At 50.6% G+C, this 16,234-nt stretch carries 13 protein-coding genes and 2 pseudogenes; 13 read left to right on the forward strand and 2 right to left on the reverse strand.

Annotated features, from left to right (window positions below; translation table 11 throughout):
• Positions 1-28: 28 nt before the first annotated feature.
• The 4 genes and pseudogenes from DES37_RS02920 to DES37_RS02935 form a co-directional block, all read left to right on the forward strand.
• On the forward strand, positions 29-1,906 hold the full coding sequence (locus tag DES37_RS02920; protein WP_245929990.1) for a methyl-accepting chemotaxis protein: 1,878 nt from the start codon (positions 29-31) through the stop codon (positions 1,904-1,906).
• A 453-nt stretch (positions 1,907-2,359) separates the two neighbouring features.
• Positions 2,360-2,560 carry a hypothetical protein gene (locus tag DES37_RS02925; RefSeq protein ID WP_110024783.1) on the forward strand — a complete coding sequence of 67 codons (201 nt, stop codon included), beginning with the start codon at positions 2,360-2,362 and terminating at the stop codon, positions 2,558-2,560.
• 17 nt (positions 2,561-2,577) lie between these two features.
• Positions 2,578-3,243, forward strand: a pseudogene (locus DES37_RS02930) (IS1 family transposase); the annotation flags it as partial.
• A pseudogene (locus DES37_RS02935) lies at positions 3,194-3,673 on the forward strand (aldo/keto reductase); the annotation flags it as partial. The pseudogenes DES37_RS02930 and DES37_RS02935, both read left to right, overlap by 50 nt.
• Before the next feature lie 46 nt (positions 3,674-3,719).
• On the opposite strand, the gene DES37_RS02940 reads toward DES37_RS02935, so the two are convergent.
• A complete protein-coding gene (locus DES37_RS02940) occupies positions 3,720-5,432 on the reverse strand; it encodes a sensor domain-containing diguanylate cyclase (RefSeq protein WP_170123718.1) in 1,713 nt (570 codons plus the stop codon).
• Positions 5,433-6,158: 726 nt separating this feature from the next.
• Between DES37_RS02940 and rbsK the strand changes: the two genes are divergently transcribed.
• The 5 genes from rbsK to DES37_RS02965 all read left to right on the forward strand — a co-directional run bounded on the left by rbsK (position 6,159) and on the right by DES37_RS02965 (position 11,629).
• On the forward strand, positions 6,159-7,370 hold the full coding sequence (gene rbsK, locus DES37_RS02945; protein ID WP_036114841.1) for a ribokinase: 1,212 nt from the start codon (positions 6,159-6,161) through the stop codon (positions 7,368-7,370).
• Positions 7,371-7,427: 57 nt separating this feature from the next.
• Positions 7,428-8,351, forward strand: coding sequence for a dihydrodipicolinate synthase family protein (locus tag DES37_RS02950; protein WP_110024785.1), 924 nt, complete (start codon positions 7,428-7,430; stop codon positions 8,349-8,351).
• 65 nt (positions 8,352-8,416) lie between these two features.
• Positions 8,417-9,730 carry an MFS transporter gene (locus DES37_RS02955; protein ID WP_110024786.1) on the forward strand — a complete coding sequence of 438 codons (1,314 nt, stop codon included), beginning with the start codon at positions 8,417-8,419 and terminating at the stop codon, positions 9,728-9,730.
• A 434-nt stretch (positions 9,731-10,164) separates the two neighbouring features.
• A complete protein-coding gene (locus tag DES37_RS02960; protein WP_110024787.1) occupies positions 10,165-11,097 on the forward strand; it encodes an omptin family outer membrane protease in 933 nt (310 codons plus the stop codon).
• 271 nt (positions 11,098-11,368) lie between these two features.
• Positions 11,369-11,629 carry a hypothetical protein gene (locus DES37_RS02965; RefSeq protein ID WP_036114854.1) on the forward strand — a complete coding sequence of 87 codons (261 nt, stop codon included), beginning with the start codon at positions 11,369-11,371 and terminating at the stop codon, positions 11,627-11,629.
• A gap of 80 nt (positions 11,630-11,709) precedes the next feature.
• On the opposite strand, the gene DES37_RS02970 is transcribed toward DES37_RS02965, so the two are convergent.
• Positions 11,710-12,465, reverse strand: coding sequence for a UTRA domain-containing protein (locus DES37_RS02970; RefSeq protein WP_051691517.1), 756 nt, complete (start codon positions 12,463-12,465; stop codon positions 11,710-11,712).
• 236 nt (positions 12,466-12,701) lie between these two features.
• Between DES37_RS02970 and DES37_RS02975 the strand changes: the two genes are divergently transcribed.
• The 4 genes from DES37_RS02975 to DES37_RS02990 are packed head-to-tail and all read left to right on the forward strand — an operon-like array spanning position 12,702 to position 16,234.
• The gene (locus DES37_RS02975; protein ID WP_110024788.1) at positions 12,702-13,763 is read left to right on the forward strand and encodes an ABC transporter substrate-binding protein; all 1,062 of its coding nucleotides are present in this window, start codon (positions 12,702-12,704) and stop codon (positions 13,761-13,763) included.
• Positions 13,764-13,776: 13 nt separating this feature from the next.
• Positions 13,777-14,595 (forward strand): alkaline phosphatase family protein, encoded by an 819-nt coding sequence (locus tag DES37_RS02980; RefSeq protein ID WP_110024789.1) that lies wholly within the window; start codon positions 13,777-13,779, stop codon positions 14,593-14,595.
• A gap of 2 nt (positions 14,596-14,597) precedes the next feature.
• The gene (locus DES37_RS02985) at positions 14,598-15,437 is read left to right on the forward strand and encodes an ABC transporter permease (protein WP_036115306.1); all 840 of its coding nucleotides are present in this window, start codon (positions 14,598-14,600) and stop codon (positions 15,435-15,437) included.
• 17 nt (positions 15,438-15,454) lie between these two features.
• Positions 15,455-16,234 (forward strand): ABC transporter permease, encoded by a 780-nt coding sequence (locus DES37_RS02990; RefSeq protein ID WP_036114863.1) that lies wholly within the window; start codon positions 15,455-15,457, stop codon positions 16,232-16,234.

Here is a 16,234-nt window from a genome sequence, read left to right on the forward strand (position 1 = left end):
ATTAACCGGCGCACACCCGGTAAGTGGGGTGTTCAATTGCCAAAAATTACCCGCCTCGCTGCGCCAGGCCGGTGTGCCTGATAAAGGCGGCATATTAATGGTGTTCGTTCCACCCCAGGCGAACTTCCGCCAGGTGAGTGAAGCGTGGCAACGTTTTGGTACTCCCGCACGTAGTGTGCTGGTGCTCTCTTCCACCGGAACATTGTGCCAGCAAAAACAGTGCTTATATGCTGACGAAGAAGGGCAGGAAGGCAGTTGGCTGTTTTTGCCACAAACGCTGGTGAAAGAACATGAAGTACACCATGTAAACCTGCATGCCAGTGATACTCATACAGTCGCCACCCGTGTTGATGCTATTTCACGCGAACTTGGTGCGTTGCAGGTCAACATTCCGCTTTCTGCAGAAAATACCTTTGCTCTGGTTTATTGCGATGGCCTGTCGGCATCTGAAGGCTTCTTAATGCAGGCCTGGTATAAAGCCGGTCGTTTTCCCTGCCTTGCCATTGGCGGTTCCGCTGGCGGTAAGCTGGATTTCAGTGGTACCTGGATTGGCAGTAAAGGCCAGGTTTTGCAGGGCCAGGCTGTAGTGGTGTTTTGCCGCATTGCAGACGGGAAATCTTTTGCTCCATTTAAGAGCCAGAATTTTGAGCCAACCCGCAGTAGCTGGCTGATTGCCCATGCAGACCCGGTAGCCCGTACTGTCACCTCCGTATTTGACGACACCGGGCATGAACACCCCATTGTGCCTTATCTTGCCAGCCAACTGGGGTGTTCGCCGGATTCCCTCGCCAGCGGGCTGGAGGGGTACACCTTTGGTGTGAAAGTGGGCGATGACTTTTTTATTCGCTCAGTGGCACAGATAACCCAGGAGAGTATTCACTTTTTCTGCGACCTGGAATTCGGTGACCGGCTCTATTTACTGAAAGCGACTGATTTTATCAGCCATACCCAGCGTGACTGGCAGGAATTCGTGGCTGAACATGGCTCACCTTCCGGCATGATCCTGAACGACTGCGTGTTACGCCGTGTGGGTAACAAAGCGCAACTTCCAGCGGCACGCTTTTTTGGCAACCTGCCAGCTGCCGGGTTCTCAAGCTTTGGCGAAATTCTTGGGGTGCCAATTAACCAGACACTCTCGGCACTGGTGTTTTTTGATAAAGACAACCATGCGATGCGCCATTTCCCGGTGGAGTATGCGGCTTATGCTGCCCATTATGCGCAACGTACCTTACGGCGCTGGGAAGCTTTGCACCGCTTGCAATCACGGGTTATCGACCAGGTGATTAACTACCAGCAGGAGCTCAGCCCGTTACTTTCGGCGTTACCTTTACTGGAAGAGGCCACACACCGGCAAAGTGATGCACTGGATGTTGCCCAGAACAGTATTCGTGCCATGAGTACTTCAGCCGGGGAAACCCAGCAAGCGCAAAAACGCCTGGAAGAAGGGTTGCAGTCACTGGAATCGATATCTGAGGAAATAACCAAAATCACCGGGGGGATCCGCAGTATTGCAGACCAGACCAATCTGTTAGCGCTGAATGCCGCGGTAGAAGCCGCACGCGCGGGTGAAGCCGGGCGCGGGTTCGCCGTAGTGGCAGAAGAAGTGCGCCGCCTGGCTCACAAAGCCAAAGAACAGGCTACGGCAACCGCACAAAGTATTGGCGAGTCTGTGGAAACTATCGGCCGGATACGCCTGGTCACCCGGGAAACGGTAGCTGCAACCCAAACGATGGCTGACCAGAGCATTCACGCGGCAGACCAGATTGCCCATATGAGTGAGCAAAACAGCCATGAAAAAGACAATGTGGCTCAAAGCCTGGAACGCCTGAAAGTGGTGGCGAAAGGGATGGATGCCATGCAGGAAGCCGTTGCTCAATTAACCACGCTCCAGCAACTGACACGTTAGTGTCACCCCGCCTGTCAGTTGACCCAACACGTTATTAGCAGGTGAACATACAGATTCTGTGTGTTCACCTTTGCCAGCCAGCATTGGTTGCCTGTGTATGCCGGGGAATTAACAACAAACTGATTACACAGGATTAGTCAACAATAAACAGTTTTGCACCGCAATAATGGTTTTGGGTACACCAGGGCAGTAAGTTCTGCTATTTTAAACTCGCTTTGATGCAAAGGTACCCCGCAGACTACGGGGCTGTCACGGACTTTAACAGGGTCTGATGATAGCCTGGCCCGGCAGGCAGTGAATCATACGTTCCGACTGGCCTGCAAGACGCATCCACTCCGTGAAAACCGCGTCGGGAGAATTTCATTAATCCCCAGAGAATGATGAGACACCGCAGGTTAAGGTACTGACCGTAAGGGCACCGGATACGGTGCTTTTTTTACAAAGGAGGTAAATATGGCTGGCGTCGCTTTATTGCAAGATGGTATGGCTGAGTTGTTACGGTACATTGGCTGGATCGCTCTTGCCATTTCTTTTTTATTTATGTGTGTAATCAATTATTTTGTGTCTTATAAGCCCGCCCGTTTCTGTTTCCTTTTTGCTGTATTTCTGGTTTTTGTCATCGCTGTTTTCTGTCTGATGGGTGGCTATTTATGATTTGTTAACATTGAAATCGCTGTGATTCTGATGACGTCTACCGACATGGACTCAGCCCAGCCAGGCGTGAGTGATTCCGTTGCCAGTGTTGTCATCGTGTATTCCAGCTTACCTATCAGTATGAAGCCAGAAAGCCGGGAGTCAAAGAGCAAATCATTGATATGGCACATAACGGCTCAGGTGTCCGCGATACCGCAAGAACGCTGAAGATTGGCATCAACACCGTAATACGTGCTTTAAAAAGCTCTCACCCCGCCGGATAACCTCTTATCCGGTCGCTTATGCCGACGTAGCGCTTATCTGTGAACTCGATGAGCAGTGGGCGTTTGTTGGCAGTAAAGCAGTACAACACTGGCTCTGGTATGCGTACAATACCAAAACGGGGGGGACTCGCTTATACCTTCGGTCCCCGTAACGATGAGACATGCAGGGAGTTACTGGCGTTGTTTACGCCCTTCAACATCGGGATGATTACCAGCGACGACTGGGGGAGCTATGCCAGAGAAGTCCCGAAGGAGAAGCATCTGACAGGCAAGATTTTTACGCAACGTATTGAGCGTAATAATCTGACGTTGCGTACCCGCATCAAGCGACTGGCCCGCAAAACAATTTGCTTTTCGCGCTCCATCGAGATCCACGAAAAAGTCATCGGCTCCTTCATTGGAAAATACATGTTCTACTAATTGGAGTCATTACCGTATGGACTCTGTGGATCTCTATATCTACCACATTTGGGATTACAACACGCCGATTCTAGATGTCCTTGAAACACTGCACCTGGCTGTCACCGCAGGAGAAGTTCGGGCTATTGGTATTTCAAACTGTTACGCGTGGCAGTTAGCGAAGGCAAATACGTTGGCTGAACTTGCCGGGCGGTATCAGGTATCAATGACCGAAATTTCACTTGCATGGTCGCTGGGCAATGTCACTTCGCCGGTCGTGGGGGCAACTCAAAAACGCCATATTGATGGGGCTGTAAGTGCTGTGAATTTACAGCTCAGTAGTGAGGACCGGCGCTACCTGGAAGAGTGCTATCAGCCGCACGCGCTATCGGGGATTATGGCGCAAAATACGCCACGTACCAAAGATGCCATACAGGTGTGGACGCGATAAACTTGCAGCCTGTGCCGCAGGTTTTCCACGCGGGATCCGCCTGATATCAGTCAATCACAAACCTGTTACGTCCCTGGTCTTTGGCGTTATAAAGGGCAATATCAGCCCGCCGGACCAGGCTTCGTTCGTCATCGCCTGGTTGCCACTGCGCGGCGCCAAAACTACAGGTGATGGTTAGCCCAAAGGGCATACTGGCATGAGCAATAGCCTGTTGCAGGCGTTTCAGCACCGTGGTGAGCTGGGTTTTATCACTGTCAGTAATCAGTAACATAAATTCTTCCCCGCCCCAGCGCCCGGCAATATCCTGCCAGCGTAACTGGTTGCATACCAGCTCACTTATTTGCCTGAGAATACTGTCCCCTGTCTGGTGGCCGTAAGCATCGTTAACCTGCTTGAAATGGTCGATATCCATTAACACCAGCGAAAAATTTCGTGCAGCGCTCGCCTGGTGGAGCAGAGACAATAATTCACTGTCCAGCCGGTAGCGGTTATATAAACCGGTGAGTTTATCGGTCTGGGCCTGTGTGCTCAGTTGTTGGTTGTGCTCCCGGAATTCTTCACTGGCAACATGCATAAAATTGACCAGGCGCGACATCAAAGACGGCCGTGTCCGCGCCATTCGGGCCGGCGTGGCCCTGGCATATATTGGGCTGGCATCGCCTTCACGCAGCGCCACCATCAACAGCGATGTGTTATTCAGTGTTACTTTGCCTTTTACTGAGCTGTACTCCCCCCAGGTAACAAAACCACTCATCGGTGCCAGGCTGCCCGGCAGCATGGTTTCCTGCCAGGCATAATCGGCGAACAGCATATTGCGAATAGTGCAGGAGTAACCAAACAGCACTTGTGGCGCGAAGTCAGCCAGTGTTGTGCACCAGTCATCAATGCAGGCCAGACTACGATGTGCATCGCCATAACCAAATGAAACATCTTCTCCGGTAAGCACATCTCCGGCGACACGAATGTGCCCGGCGTTATTCACTTCAACGGGCACCCGTGAAAGCAACAACGATGGGCGAGGGAGCAATACCGGGAAGGCCAGTGCGTCATGAGCAAACTGGTTGTCGTTCTCTATTGTGGTGTAGTTGTGGTACACCTCGAACGCGGGCAGGTTATCGATAGATTTTATCCACGAACCCTGAGCATCAGTAATACGCCGGTTCATGCTCATGGGTAACCAGCCGGTGTAACTGAATGTCCGGCAATGCAAATTCTGGCTCTGAATCAGCACCAGTACAAACCCACTTTGTAGCGGGTCGCTACCACATAATAGTCCGGTCGGGTGTACTGGAGAGGCCACACCACCAAATAGTTGAGTTTGCTCCGGAAGTTGCAGGTTTAATACTACGTCGAGTAGCGGGTCATCCACCGGGGTGCTCAGCAACATAACCAGGCTCAGATTTGGTGTATGGTGCAGAATTTGATTAATGGCGAGCGCGCTCAGGGGGGAAGACTGCATATTCACGGGTAAAACCTGAATATAGCTCTGTTCAAACAGCGTAATACTAACCATTAATTGCTGGCTGCCCGGGCTGTTATCCATAAAATGGCCACCAGTGGTCACGCCAATAATTTCAACGTTATCCAGTTTCTCTTCCAGCCAGCGTTGCACAAAGGCGTACAAATTGTCGAAGCCCGAGCCGGTATAGATAAATACCAGTTTGGGGTGCTGGCTTGCCGCAAGCGCCTGCAGGTCTTTTGCCTCCCAGATTTGGGAGAGTGAATGTTGTTGTGAAATCACAAAGGACCACTGCTTCATATGACCCCCCGGGCGAAGCAAAAAAAGTTTTCCCCTTCTGGTGCAAGGGAGCATGCCTGCTCAGGTCAGCCATTGATGCTGGTCTGTTCCACTTACCTGTATTTTACACCGGGCTTTTCTGGGTGCGATTGCTATTTATTATCGACATATTTCCTTGCGGGGAAATACTTCTGTGGGAGTAGTTGGTTTTGTAATGGTCATTGCAAGATGCATTCGTTCAGGTTTTTACATGTATATTCCCCTTGGTATTTGATTTAAGTATTAAATAAAACCATTGGGTTGCTGTTGTGCGTATATTTTCTGGCTTTGGTTTTTTCTGTTTTTGTTTTTCTATATTTTCCTGCCGTTAACTAATAAATATTTTCTGGTGAGTTGCCAGTAATCAGTATTGCGAGCTACTGCTGGCTGGCAACCTCTGCGGTGCACTGTTATGAATGAAGTAGCAGCCTGAATTTTTTTGTGATTTTAAATCAATGAATTGAACTCTGTCTGTGAGATGGTCATGTATTTTATCCATTATTTTTATATGGTTTTAGTGTGACAGGCGTCAAATAAATGACTGCAAGAAAATGAATTAAGAAAAAATAGCAGGTGTTTTTGTTTTTTTTAACGCAAGGTTTTTGGTCATTTTTGTTTGTTTCCGTTTTGCTCTGTAAGGTTTGAAGAAAATCACTTTTTACAGCCAGGGTATTTCTTAGTCTCAATTGTGTACTGGAGAGGAAAATTATGTTTCGCGAAGAACGCCGTAACAAAATTCTTGAGCATTTGGATAAAAATGAACGTGTCACGGTGGACTGGCTGTCCGGGCATTTTGCTGTCACTAAAGAAACCATTCGTAGTGATTTGGCGGCTCTGGTGAAACAAGGGTTAATTCGGCGTTGCCATGGCGGTGCCATGATTGTGCGGCGTAACTTGCAGTCACGGTTAATCAGCGAAACTGGCGACAACTTTGAAGTGTTGCTCAAACGCCTCTCTGAGCAGGAACCCGTTCGCAACCCGGACGTTTCCCCCCACGCACTGCGGGGGAAAGTATGCATTTTGGGCGCGTTCAATGTGGATATTGTGGCGTGGGTGCACCGGTTTCCGCGTGGTGGTGAATCCTTGCTGGCACAACGCAGTTCACTGGGGCCGGGGGGCAAAGGCGCTAACCAGGCGATGGCAGCAAGCCGGGCGGGCGCTCAGGTGCATTTTGTCGCCAAAGTGGGCAAGGACCAGTTCAGCCAGTTTGCCTTTGATCACCTGGCATCTTCCGGGATCCATTCTTTCCGGTTGTACCAGTCTGAACGGGAGCCTACGGGAAATGCGCTGATCTATGTCTCACAGGATGATGGCGAAAACATGATTGCCATTTATTCCGGTGCCAATAAAACCCTGAGCAGCGATGAAATTGCCAGCATGTCGCCAGAGCTTGCCAGCAGTAATGTGCTGTTGGTGCAACTGGAGAACAACTTTGATGCCACGCTGAACGCAATGAAGCTTGCCAGAGCATTGGGCGTGCAGGTGATTATGAATCCGGCGCCATTTTCACCCGATATTCTGGGCTGCATCGATCTTATCGACATTATTACTCCGAACGAAACCGAAGCGTCGCTGTTATCGGGCGTGGAAATTACCGACCTGGAAAGTGCGCGTGCCGCTGCTCTGGCAATAGTCGCACGTGGAGCCCGGCGGGTGATCATCACCATGGGTAGCCGCGGGGCGCTGATTTATGACAACCAGCAATTTCAACATATTCCGGCTTTTCCGGCGCTGAGTGTGGATACCACCGGCGCTGGTGATGCTTTTAATGGCGCTCTTGCGGCAGCAATAGCCGACGGGCAAACCCTGGCACAGGCTGCAACCTTTGCCTCGGCGTTTGCCTCCCTGGCTGTTGAGCGCGAAGGGGCGTCTAACATGCCCGCGTACCAACAGGTGATATCACGCCTGGCGTTGCGCTGACATTACGCGTTGTTTTTTGAATGCAATCACCGCCAGTCAGGCGGATCAGGAGAATTTATGAAGTCCATTGAGGGTATTGTTCCGGTCATGCTGACCCCGTTTACGGCAGAAAACCAGATTGACTGGACTGGGCTTGAGCGGCTGGTTGACTGGTATATCGCGTCGGGAGTGGATGCGTTATTCGCAGTATGCCAGTCCAGCGAAATGCAATATCTGTCGCTGGCAGAGCGCACGGAGCTTGCCCGTTTCGTGGTGGAAAAAGTGCAGGGCAGGGTGCCAGTAATTGCTTCCGGGCATATCAGCGATGATTTAAGTGCGCAAATTGAAGAATTACAGACAATGGCGCAAACCGGTATCGATGCACTGGTGCTGGTAACCAACCACCTGGATCCGCAAAACAAAGGTACGGAAACCTTTAAAGCCACTCTGGCTGCACTGTTCGAAGCTTTACCGCAAGAATTACCGCTGGGTTTGTATGAATGCCCGGCTCCCTGGCGCCGTTTGCTGAGCGATGAAGAGTTCAGCTTCTGTGCGCAAAGTGGCCGTTTTGTGGTGCTCAAAGATGTCAGTTGCGACCTGCCCACTGTAATTCGCCGTGTCAAGCTGGCTCAAGGCACTCCGCTTCATGTCATTAATGCGAATGCTGCCATTGCATGGCCTGCTATTCAGGCGGGTTCTAAAGGGTTCAGCGGTGTCTTCACCAATTTCCACCCTGAGCTGTATGCCTGGTTATGGAAACATGGCAAGGAACAACCCGCTCTGGCACAGGAACTCTCTTTGTTCCTTTCCCTTTCCGCTGTGACAGAAACCCTGGGTTACCCCAAAAACGCCAAGATTTATCACCAGCAAATGGGCACGTTTGCCAGCGAATTCTGCCGGGTGAACAAGGATGACGTGCTGGAAAAATACTGGGGGCTGGGCGTCATTCTCGACCAGATTCGCCAGGGCACCGCACTGTGGCAAACCAAAACCGCTCGCTAACCAAACCTTAGCAGCATTTCCCTACAACCCTTCCCTGTAACAAGGGATAACCAGGTGACATAACAATGAAAGAACTTACCTCGACCCTGCCTGAGGATAGCCTGCCTGGCGTGAAAGGTTACCAGGGCACAGCCAGCCAGCCGGTAGTGGTAACCCGGCTGCGTTGGGGCATCATCCTGCTGCTGTTACTGGCGGCAATAGTGAACTACCTTGACCGGGCGAATCTGAGTATTGCCAATACTACCATTGCGGCAGAATTTGGTTTCTCCCAAACAGAAATGGGCTTATTGCTCTCCGCGTTTCTCTGGCCTTATGCCCTTGCCAATCTACCAGCTGGCTGGCTGGTGGATAAATTTGGTCCCAAACGGATGTTTTCCTGGGCCTTGTGCCTGTGGTCCAGTTGTACTGTGCTGGCGGCATTTGTAAATAGTTACAGCTTCTTTTATGGCCTGCGCATGATGCTGGGTGTGGCTGAATCACCGTTCTTCACTTCCGGGATTAAAATTACCCATCGCTGGTTTGGCGAAACAGAGCGTGGTTTGCCCACGGCTATTATCAACACCGGTTCGCAAATCGCCAACGCAGTGGCTCCGCCCATTCTGACTATTTTGTTACTCAGCTTTGGCTGGCGTGGCATGTTTGTAGGGATTGGATTAATGGGGCTGCCGTTACTGCTTGCCTGGTGGAAATTCTACCGTGACCCGGTGGCGCGCGAAGATGCACTGATTCATGCCGGCCACACCACTGCCAGTAAAAATACCGGGAAAACCACCAGTTGGGGCAGCCTGTTCCGTCATCCCACCACCTGGTTTATGGTGATTGGTAACTTTTCAATCATGTTTACCATTTGGGTATACCTGACCTGGTTGCCTGGCTACCTGGAAAAATCGCTCGGGTTCAGCCTGAAAGCAACCGGCTGGATTGCCTCTATTCCTTTCCTGGCGGGTATTCTTGGTGTGCTGGTGGGCGGCACTCTGTCTGACTGGCTGGTACGCCGCAGGGTTAAACCTATTACTTCCCGTAAAGTGCCGATTGTTTTAGGTGCCGCACTGGCCGCCTGCTTTGTTGGCCCTATTCCGTTTGTCAGCAGCACACCTCTGGCAATTGGTTTGTTATCGCTGGGGTATTTCTGTTCCCAGATGCCGCAAGGCGCACTGTGGACGCTGGCAACTGATATTGCTCCAAAGGACCAGGTTGCTTCACTCGGTGCTATTCAGAACTTTGGGGGTTTTCTGGGGGCGGCAATGGCTCCGATTGTTACCGGGGTTATTCTGGATGCCACAGGTAAATTTACTAATGTCTTTCTGTTAGGCGCAGCTTTGCTGATGCTGGGCGCTATCAGTTTTGGGGTATTTGTTCGCAAACCACTCGGTCAGTAACGCCACATTTTTCCTCCTTGCCTGCCAGTATGTTTGTACTGGCGGGCTTTTTTATGTTTGTACGCCTGCCTGGTGTACACGAAACTGGTGATTGCATGAACATCATAAAAAAATACAGGCTTATTGCACTATTGATATGGGAAAACTCAAAGCGGCATTAACAATGTGATGAAAATATATTCTTTAGCCTGAATCATGCGGTTTTTCTTGTTATTTAACCCCGATTTTGCAGAGCCAAATCTTCAGTTAATATTTAATTTGTGCTTAGTTGTAAAAAATAAAAATCACCTACTAATATTGATTGTTGTTGGTTGAAAACTACAGGATTAATATCGACGGGCAAGTGGCTTATTCGTAAAAATTCTGAATGGTTCTTGCTGGCGCAAAATAGCTCCAGTTATGAGTGTTCAGGGATAACAATAAATGGAATGAAAATGAAAAAACAAACAATAGTTGCGTTAATGGCAGTGTCTTTCTCTGGTGTCGCTGTGGCGGATATGAACCCGGGAATGCCAGACTTCTCACCGGAAAGTGTCTCCGTGGCGGCTTCCATGGGGTACCTGGGGGGTGAGTCCCATGAACTGGTTTATGATGGTGGTCGCAAAGTCAGCCAGCTAGACTGGAAGATAAAAAATGCGGCAATTATCAAAGGCGATATCTCCTGGGATGCTTATAGCTGGCTTACCCTGAATGCCCGTGGCTGGAGCACACTGGCCTCTGGCTCTGGTCATATGGACGATTATGACTGGCTCAATGATAACCAGTCTGGCTGGACCGACCATTCCAGCCATGAAAATACCAACCTGAATTATGCCAATGAATTTGACCTGAACCTTAAAGGCTGGATACTGCGTGGCGAAACCTACAAAGTAGGGGCGATAGCAGGTTACCAGCAAACCCGCTTTAGCTGGACAGCATTTGGTGGGGATTATAATTACGACAACGGTACCAATGTCGGGAGTTTCACGCCTGGTGAAAGAGGAATTGGTTACCAGCAGCGTTTCTCCATGCCATATATTGGCCTGGTTGGGCAATACCGTTACCAGAACTTTGAAGTCAATGGCGCGTTTAAATTCAGTGGCTGGGTTAAGTCAAAAGATAACGACGAGCATTACATGCGTGACCTGACTTTCCGTGATAACGGCGGCCACAGCAATTATTACGGAGTGGCAATGGATGTCGGGTACTACGTAACACCGAATGCCAAAGTATTTGCTGAATTTGCCTGGAACAAATATGAAGAAGGGAAGGGTGGTACAGAAATGATTGACCGGGATACCGGTACTCATGACTATTTTGATGGCGATGCCGCCGGGTTGAAAAATAAAAACTACACGGCGACAGTGGGCCTGCAATACCGCTTCTGACACCTGCACACCGGGTAACCATGCCCGGTGTGTTTTCTCTTTTCTGGGTTCCCTCGCCGTTATGGCCTTCCTTGCTGTTTCTGAATAAACCCCGCACAAAAAAACACCATCACGCTGCTTTAATGAGCATTCGGTGTATGACAACCATTAATTAATTGTCAGAGATTGTCACAAAGCGCTATCACTGCTTAACTTGCGGGCGCGCAGACGATAAAATTTGCGTTAAACCGATTGGCAGGATCTGCAACCAGGCCTGTGTCAGAGAAAAAGTATGTTTCGAAGAAAAGTAAAATATACGGCTGTTGATAAGATGCTGTCGAAGCTCCTGCAAAAACAGGGGCTCAGTAAAAAAGAAGCGTTCAGGCTGATTGAAAAAGACGTGTACGCCAGTGGCGAGGAAGAAGCCGCAACCAGTGCCCCCCAGGAAGAGGCCGATTATCCACCGGTCAGCCTGGATGTCACTTTCGAATTGCGTGAACTGCAATTACGGCGGGTACTGCTGGCCCGGCGAATAAAAGAAGGGAAACTGTAGCGTTTTTTTGCTCTTCAGGCGTGCGCGTCACCGGGCGTTCTGGAGGGCTGCACGCCACCCACTATTCAGCTTTGCCACTCTTACGTTGGTGTTGTGCGGGTATGAAAGGGTGCCCAGTCTGTATCGGAACCAGACCCGACAGCCACATCAATACACAATGCATCATAGCGCCAGTATTCATGGTCACAGTCAATAATGCGCCCGTACTGGTCGCGGTTAGTTCGGTCAATAAACAAGCCCGGGCTGCCCGGTGAAACATGCAGTCGCCCCGCCGCAAAAGCCGGAAGTGGCCCGGGGAACACGGTAAAACGCACACCACCGTAGTGCAGGCCATAATCACGTTGGTATAAATCAGTTAATGAGCCGGTCAAATCTTTCTCTAATAGCCCCGGAAAATAACCTGGGTTAAGGGAGTTTTCGACATACAACACGGCGCGCCCGTCAATATGGCGCAGGCGGCGGATACAAATTATCTCGCTGCCGGGTGCAATACCTAACTGGTGAGCGACATCACTACTGGCGGGTTGCAGGCCCGCACTAATCAGTTCGGTACAGGTGTGGCGCCCCTGTGCCTGAGCCATTTCGCGAAAGTGGGAGTGGTGCAGTGGGTTGTAAACTAACCGGGGCGGGGCAATAAACCAGCCACGGCGCACTTCGCGGTAAATCACACCCTGTGCTTCTAACTGGCGCAGCGCTTCACGCAGCGTGATACGGGTAGTCATAAACTGCTGGCTTAACGTGCGCTCAGACGGCAAACGCCGGTCTTCGTCAAACTCACCACACTGAATGCGTTCTGCCAGTGCTTCACAAATCACTTCGACGGTTTTCTTCGCCATTTTCCCCAGCCTTAAAAATGTGCCAAATAGCCAAAATAGTGCATACCCTGACCCACGGATTAACGCCAGCCTGGAAACAACTTGCTGCCAGACTGTCATGTTTCTGTAATAAAACGTTTATAAATCAGAGAGAAGCTCCAGTCTCCTAATTCGTTGTTCTGCTTTGGCCTGTGTTTTGCAACAACGATTTTGCTGGACTAGTCCAATAACAACCACATCACTGGAGCATAGCATTTATGAAACGCATGTATGTATCTTTGTTAGCCAGTACATTGCTCGTGGCGTTGCAGGTAGCCAATGTCCATGCGGCAGATTTGAGTGCGCTGGAAAAAGCCGCAAAGAGTGAAGGCGAAGTGAATAGCGTGGGTATGCCCGACAGTTGGGCAAACTGGAAAGGTACCTGGGCAGATATGCTGTCTAAATATGGCCTGAAGCATATGGATACGGACATGTCTTCGGCTCAGGAGTTAGCCAAGTTTGCAGCAGAAAAAGAAAATGCAACTGCCGATATCGGTGATGTGGGGATCTCTTTTGGCCCAATCGCGGTAAAACAGGGTTTGGCTCTGCCGTATAAACCCAGCACCTGGGATCAGGTACCGGCCTGGGCGAAAGATAAAGATGGCTACTGGGCAGTGGCATACACTGGCACTATTGCGTTTATTATTGATAAACAACAAGTAAAAGATGCGCCTCACAGCTGGGCAGACCTGAAAAAAGGTAAGTACGTTGTGGATATCGGTGATGTTGGGGTTGCTTCTCAGGCCGCGTCTGGCGTGCTGGCAGCTAACTACGCACTGGGTGGTGATGAGAAGAACCTCAAACCTGCTCTGGCATTTTTTGCTGAGCTGGCAAAACAAGGGCGCCTGGGTGTAACAGATCCAACCATTGCCAACATTGAAAAAGGCGAAGTCCAGGTTGGGGTCGTGTGGGACTTCAACGGCCTGAACTACCGCAAACAAATCGACCCGAAACGCTTCGAAGTGGTTATCCCCTCAGATGGTTCCGTTACTTCGGGTTATACCACCATCATCAATAAATACGGCAAGCACCCGAATGCAGCCAAACTGACCCGCGAATATATCTTCTCTGACGCGGGGCAGATAAACCTTGCCCGTGGTTTTGCCCGCCCGATCCGTGCTGAGCATTTGACTTACCCGGCAGACGTGAAAGATCAAATGCTGCCAGACAGCGAATATAAAAATGCCCGCCCGATTGCCGACCAGCAGGCCTGGGAAAAGAGCGCCAAAATGCTGCCGCGTCTGTGGCAGGAAAACGTCATGATCAACATGCAGCAATAAGTTTGAGGGCGGTATGAAAACGATTCTGGTTATCCTCGATGGCCTGAGCAACCAGGTGGCATCACATGCGATGGGCTACCTGCAAGCAGAATGCGCCGAGGGAAAAGGGCAGGTTTATTCGCTGACCTGTGAACTGCCGTCGTTATCCCGCCCACTTTATGAGTGCATTCTCACCGGCGTTCCGCCGGTGAGAAGTGGCATCATTCATAATGGGGTGAGTCGGCTGAGCCGTGAACAGAGTATCTTTCATTACGCGCGTGCTGCAGGGTTAACCACTGCGGCCGCGGCTTACCACTGGGTCAGTGAGTTGTACAACCGTACACCCTTCGACCCGGCGCGCGACCGCCATGTGCAGGACCCAACACTCCCTGTGCAGTATGGCCATTTTTATTCTGATGACACCTACCCAGATTCACACTTGTTTGAAGATGCAGAGAGCCTGCGCCTGAGCCATGACCCGGATTTTCTGTTGATTCACCCAATGAACATTGATGACGCCGGGCACAAATTTGGCCTTTCATCGCCGCAATACCGTAACAAAGCCCGTTTTGCAGACGGTTATTTATCCCACTGGATGCCTGTCTGGCTTGCTGAAGGCTACCAGGTTTTGGTCACTGCTGACCACGGGATGAATGATGACCGCAGCCATGGCGGGATTCTGGAAGAAGAAACCTGTGTGCCTTTGTTTGTATTTGGTGACGGGTTCTCAAAACTTCCTGATTTAACCATTCCCCAAAGCACTTTGTGCGGCACTGTTTGTGAATTACTGGGGGTGGAGCACGATAAACCGGTTTGCCGTGCGTTGCTGGTACCGAAGCAGGAGTGGCACTAATGATGAGAGGAAAATGGCTTGCGTTACTGTGCCTGTTGCCATTTACGCTGTTTTACCTCGCGTTCCAGATTGCGCCCCTTATCTGGATTGTGGTGAACAGTTTCTGGAGCGACAGCATGGAGGCGTGGGGGCTGGGCAATTACCAGGACATTCTTACCTCGCCGTTTTACCAGCAGGCTATTACCAGCTCCTTGAAAATATCCATTTTATCAAGTTGTTATGGTCTGATTATTGCGCTGATTGGTGGCTACTCCCTGCACCAAATCGGTAATGGCAAGTTGCAGCGCATTATTATGTCATTCACCAATATGACCAGTAATTTTGCCGGTGTGCCTCTGGCGTTCGCCTTCATTATTTTACTGGGCCTGAACGGTTGTATCACACTGCTGCTACGCAAATATGGGTTGCTGGGCGATTTCCGGCTCTATTCCATTGACGGCATGATTCTGGTGTACACCTGGTTCCAAATTCCACTTGGGCTATTACTGCTGTTTCCGGCGTTCGACGGCCTGAAAAAAGATTGGGAAGAAGCCAGTGCTCTGCTGGGTGCCAGCCGGATACGCTACTGGCTGCATATTGGGCTGCCTGTACTGTCTCCCGCGCTGATTGGCACGTTTGTTATCTTGCTGGCAAACGCTTTGGGTGCTTATGCCACTATCTACGCACTGACTTCTGGCAACTTCAACGTTGTACCGGTGCGTATTGCCGCGCTGGTGTCCGGGGACATTTCCCTTGATCCCAATATGGGGAGTGCACTGGCGATGTTACTGGTTGTGCTGATGTCGGCGATCACGGTTATCCAGCAGTGGATCCAGCGCCGCAGTTACCTTAATGCGCGCTGAATCAAGGAGCGGTACCCATGTCGAAAAGTGAATATGTTTACCACCGTGTAGTGATTGGTTTGTTATTACTGATTCTTGTTGTCCCTTTACTGGCAACGCTGCTGTACGCGCTGGCAACTGAATGGGGCGCCACTATTCTGCCCGATGGCCTGACTATTGAGTGGTTTTCGCAGTTGTGGCATGACCCACGTTTTCTGGCTGCGCTGGGGCGTTCGCTACTCATCTGTTTTGGTGCGCTGGTGTTTTCTTTTGTGCTGGTGCTGCCCGTCATGTTTGTGATTGCCTGGTACTTCCCGTTCCTGGGCAGCATCATGAACGTACTGATTTTGCTGCCTTTTGCCATCCCACCGGTTGTTTCTTCTGTGGGGTTATTGCAGCTCTATGCATCAGGCCCGCTGGTGCTTACCGGTACACCCTGGATACTTGTCGCCTGCTATTTCACGATAACCCTGCCGTTTATCTGGCGGGCTATCAGCAACAATATGCAGGCGGTGAATATCAAAGAACTGGTGAGTGCCGCAAACCTGCTGGGTGCCAGCACATTCCAGGCGGCGTTTCTGGTGGTGCTGCCTAACCTGCGTAAAGGGGCAATGGTTGCCGTATTGCTCTCGTTTTCTTTCCTGATAGGTGAGTTTGTGTTTGCCAACATTCTGGTGGGCACACGCTACGAAACGCTGCAGGTCTATCTCTACAACATGCGTAACGGCAGCGGTCACTTTACCAGTGCGCTGGTGATTTCCTATTTCTGTGTCGTGCTGTTGATTACCTGGCTTGCCAGTGCACTGAACCGTAAGTGA

This window comes from Mangrovibacter plantisponsor (assembly GCF_003182475.1).
GTDB lineage: Bacteria > Pseudomonadota > Gammaproteobacteria > Enterobacterales > Enterobacteriaceae > Mangrovibacter > Mangrovibacter plantisponsor.

Coding starts and splice junctions, on each gene's coding strand:
- DES37_RS02925 (WP_110024783.1), top strand. CDS start 2,360: ATGGCTGGCGTCGCTTTATTGCAAGATGGTATGGCTGAGTTGTTACGG.
- DES37_RS02940 (WP_170123718.1), bottom strand. CDS start 5,432: ATGAAGCAGTGGTCCTTTGTGATTTCACAACAACATTCACTCTCCCAA.
- rbsK (WP_036114841.1), top strand. CDS start 6,159: ATGTTTCGCGAAGAACGCCGTAACAAAATTCTTGAGCATTTGGATAAA.
- DES37_RS02950 (WP_110024785.1), top strand. CDS start 7,428: ATGAAGTCCATTGAGGGTATTGTTCCGGTCATGCTGACCCCGTTTACG.
- DES37_RS02955 (WP_110024786.1), top strand. CDS start 8,417: ATGAAAGAACTTACCTCGACCCTGCCTGAGGATAGCCTGCCTGGCGTG.
- DES37_RS02960 (WP_110024787.1), top strand. CDS start 10,165: ATGAAAAAACAAACAATAGTTGCGTTAATGGCAGTGTCTTTCTCTGGT.
- DES37_RS02965 (WP_036114854.1), top strand. CDS start 11,369: ATGTTTCGAAGAAAAGTAAAATATACGGCTGTTGATAAGATGCTGTCG.
- DES37_RS02970 (WP_051691517.1), bottom strand. CDS start 12,465: ATGGCGAAGAAAACCGTCGAAGTGATTTGTGAAGCACTGGCAGAACGC.
- DES37_RS02975 (WP_110024788.1), top strand. CDS start 12,702: ATGAAACGCATGTATGTATCTTTGTTAGCCAGTACATTGCTCGTGGCG.
- DES37_RS02980 (WP_110024789.1), top strand. CDS start 13,777: ATGAAAACGATTCTGGTTATCCTCGATGGCCTGAGCAACCAGGTGGCA.
- DES37_RS02985 (WP_036115306.1), top strand. CDS start 14,598: ATGAGAGGAAAATGGCTTGCGTTACTGTGCCTGTTGCCATTTACGCTG.
- DES37_RS02990 (WP_036114863.1), top strand. CDS start 15,455: ATGTCGAAAAGTGAATATGTTTACCACCGTGTAGTGATTGGTTTGTTA.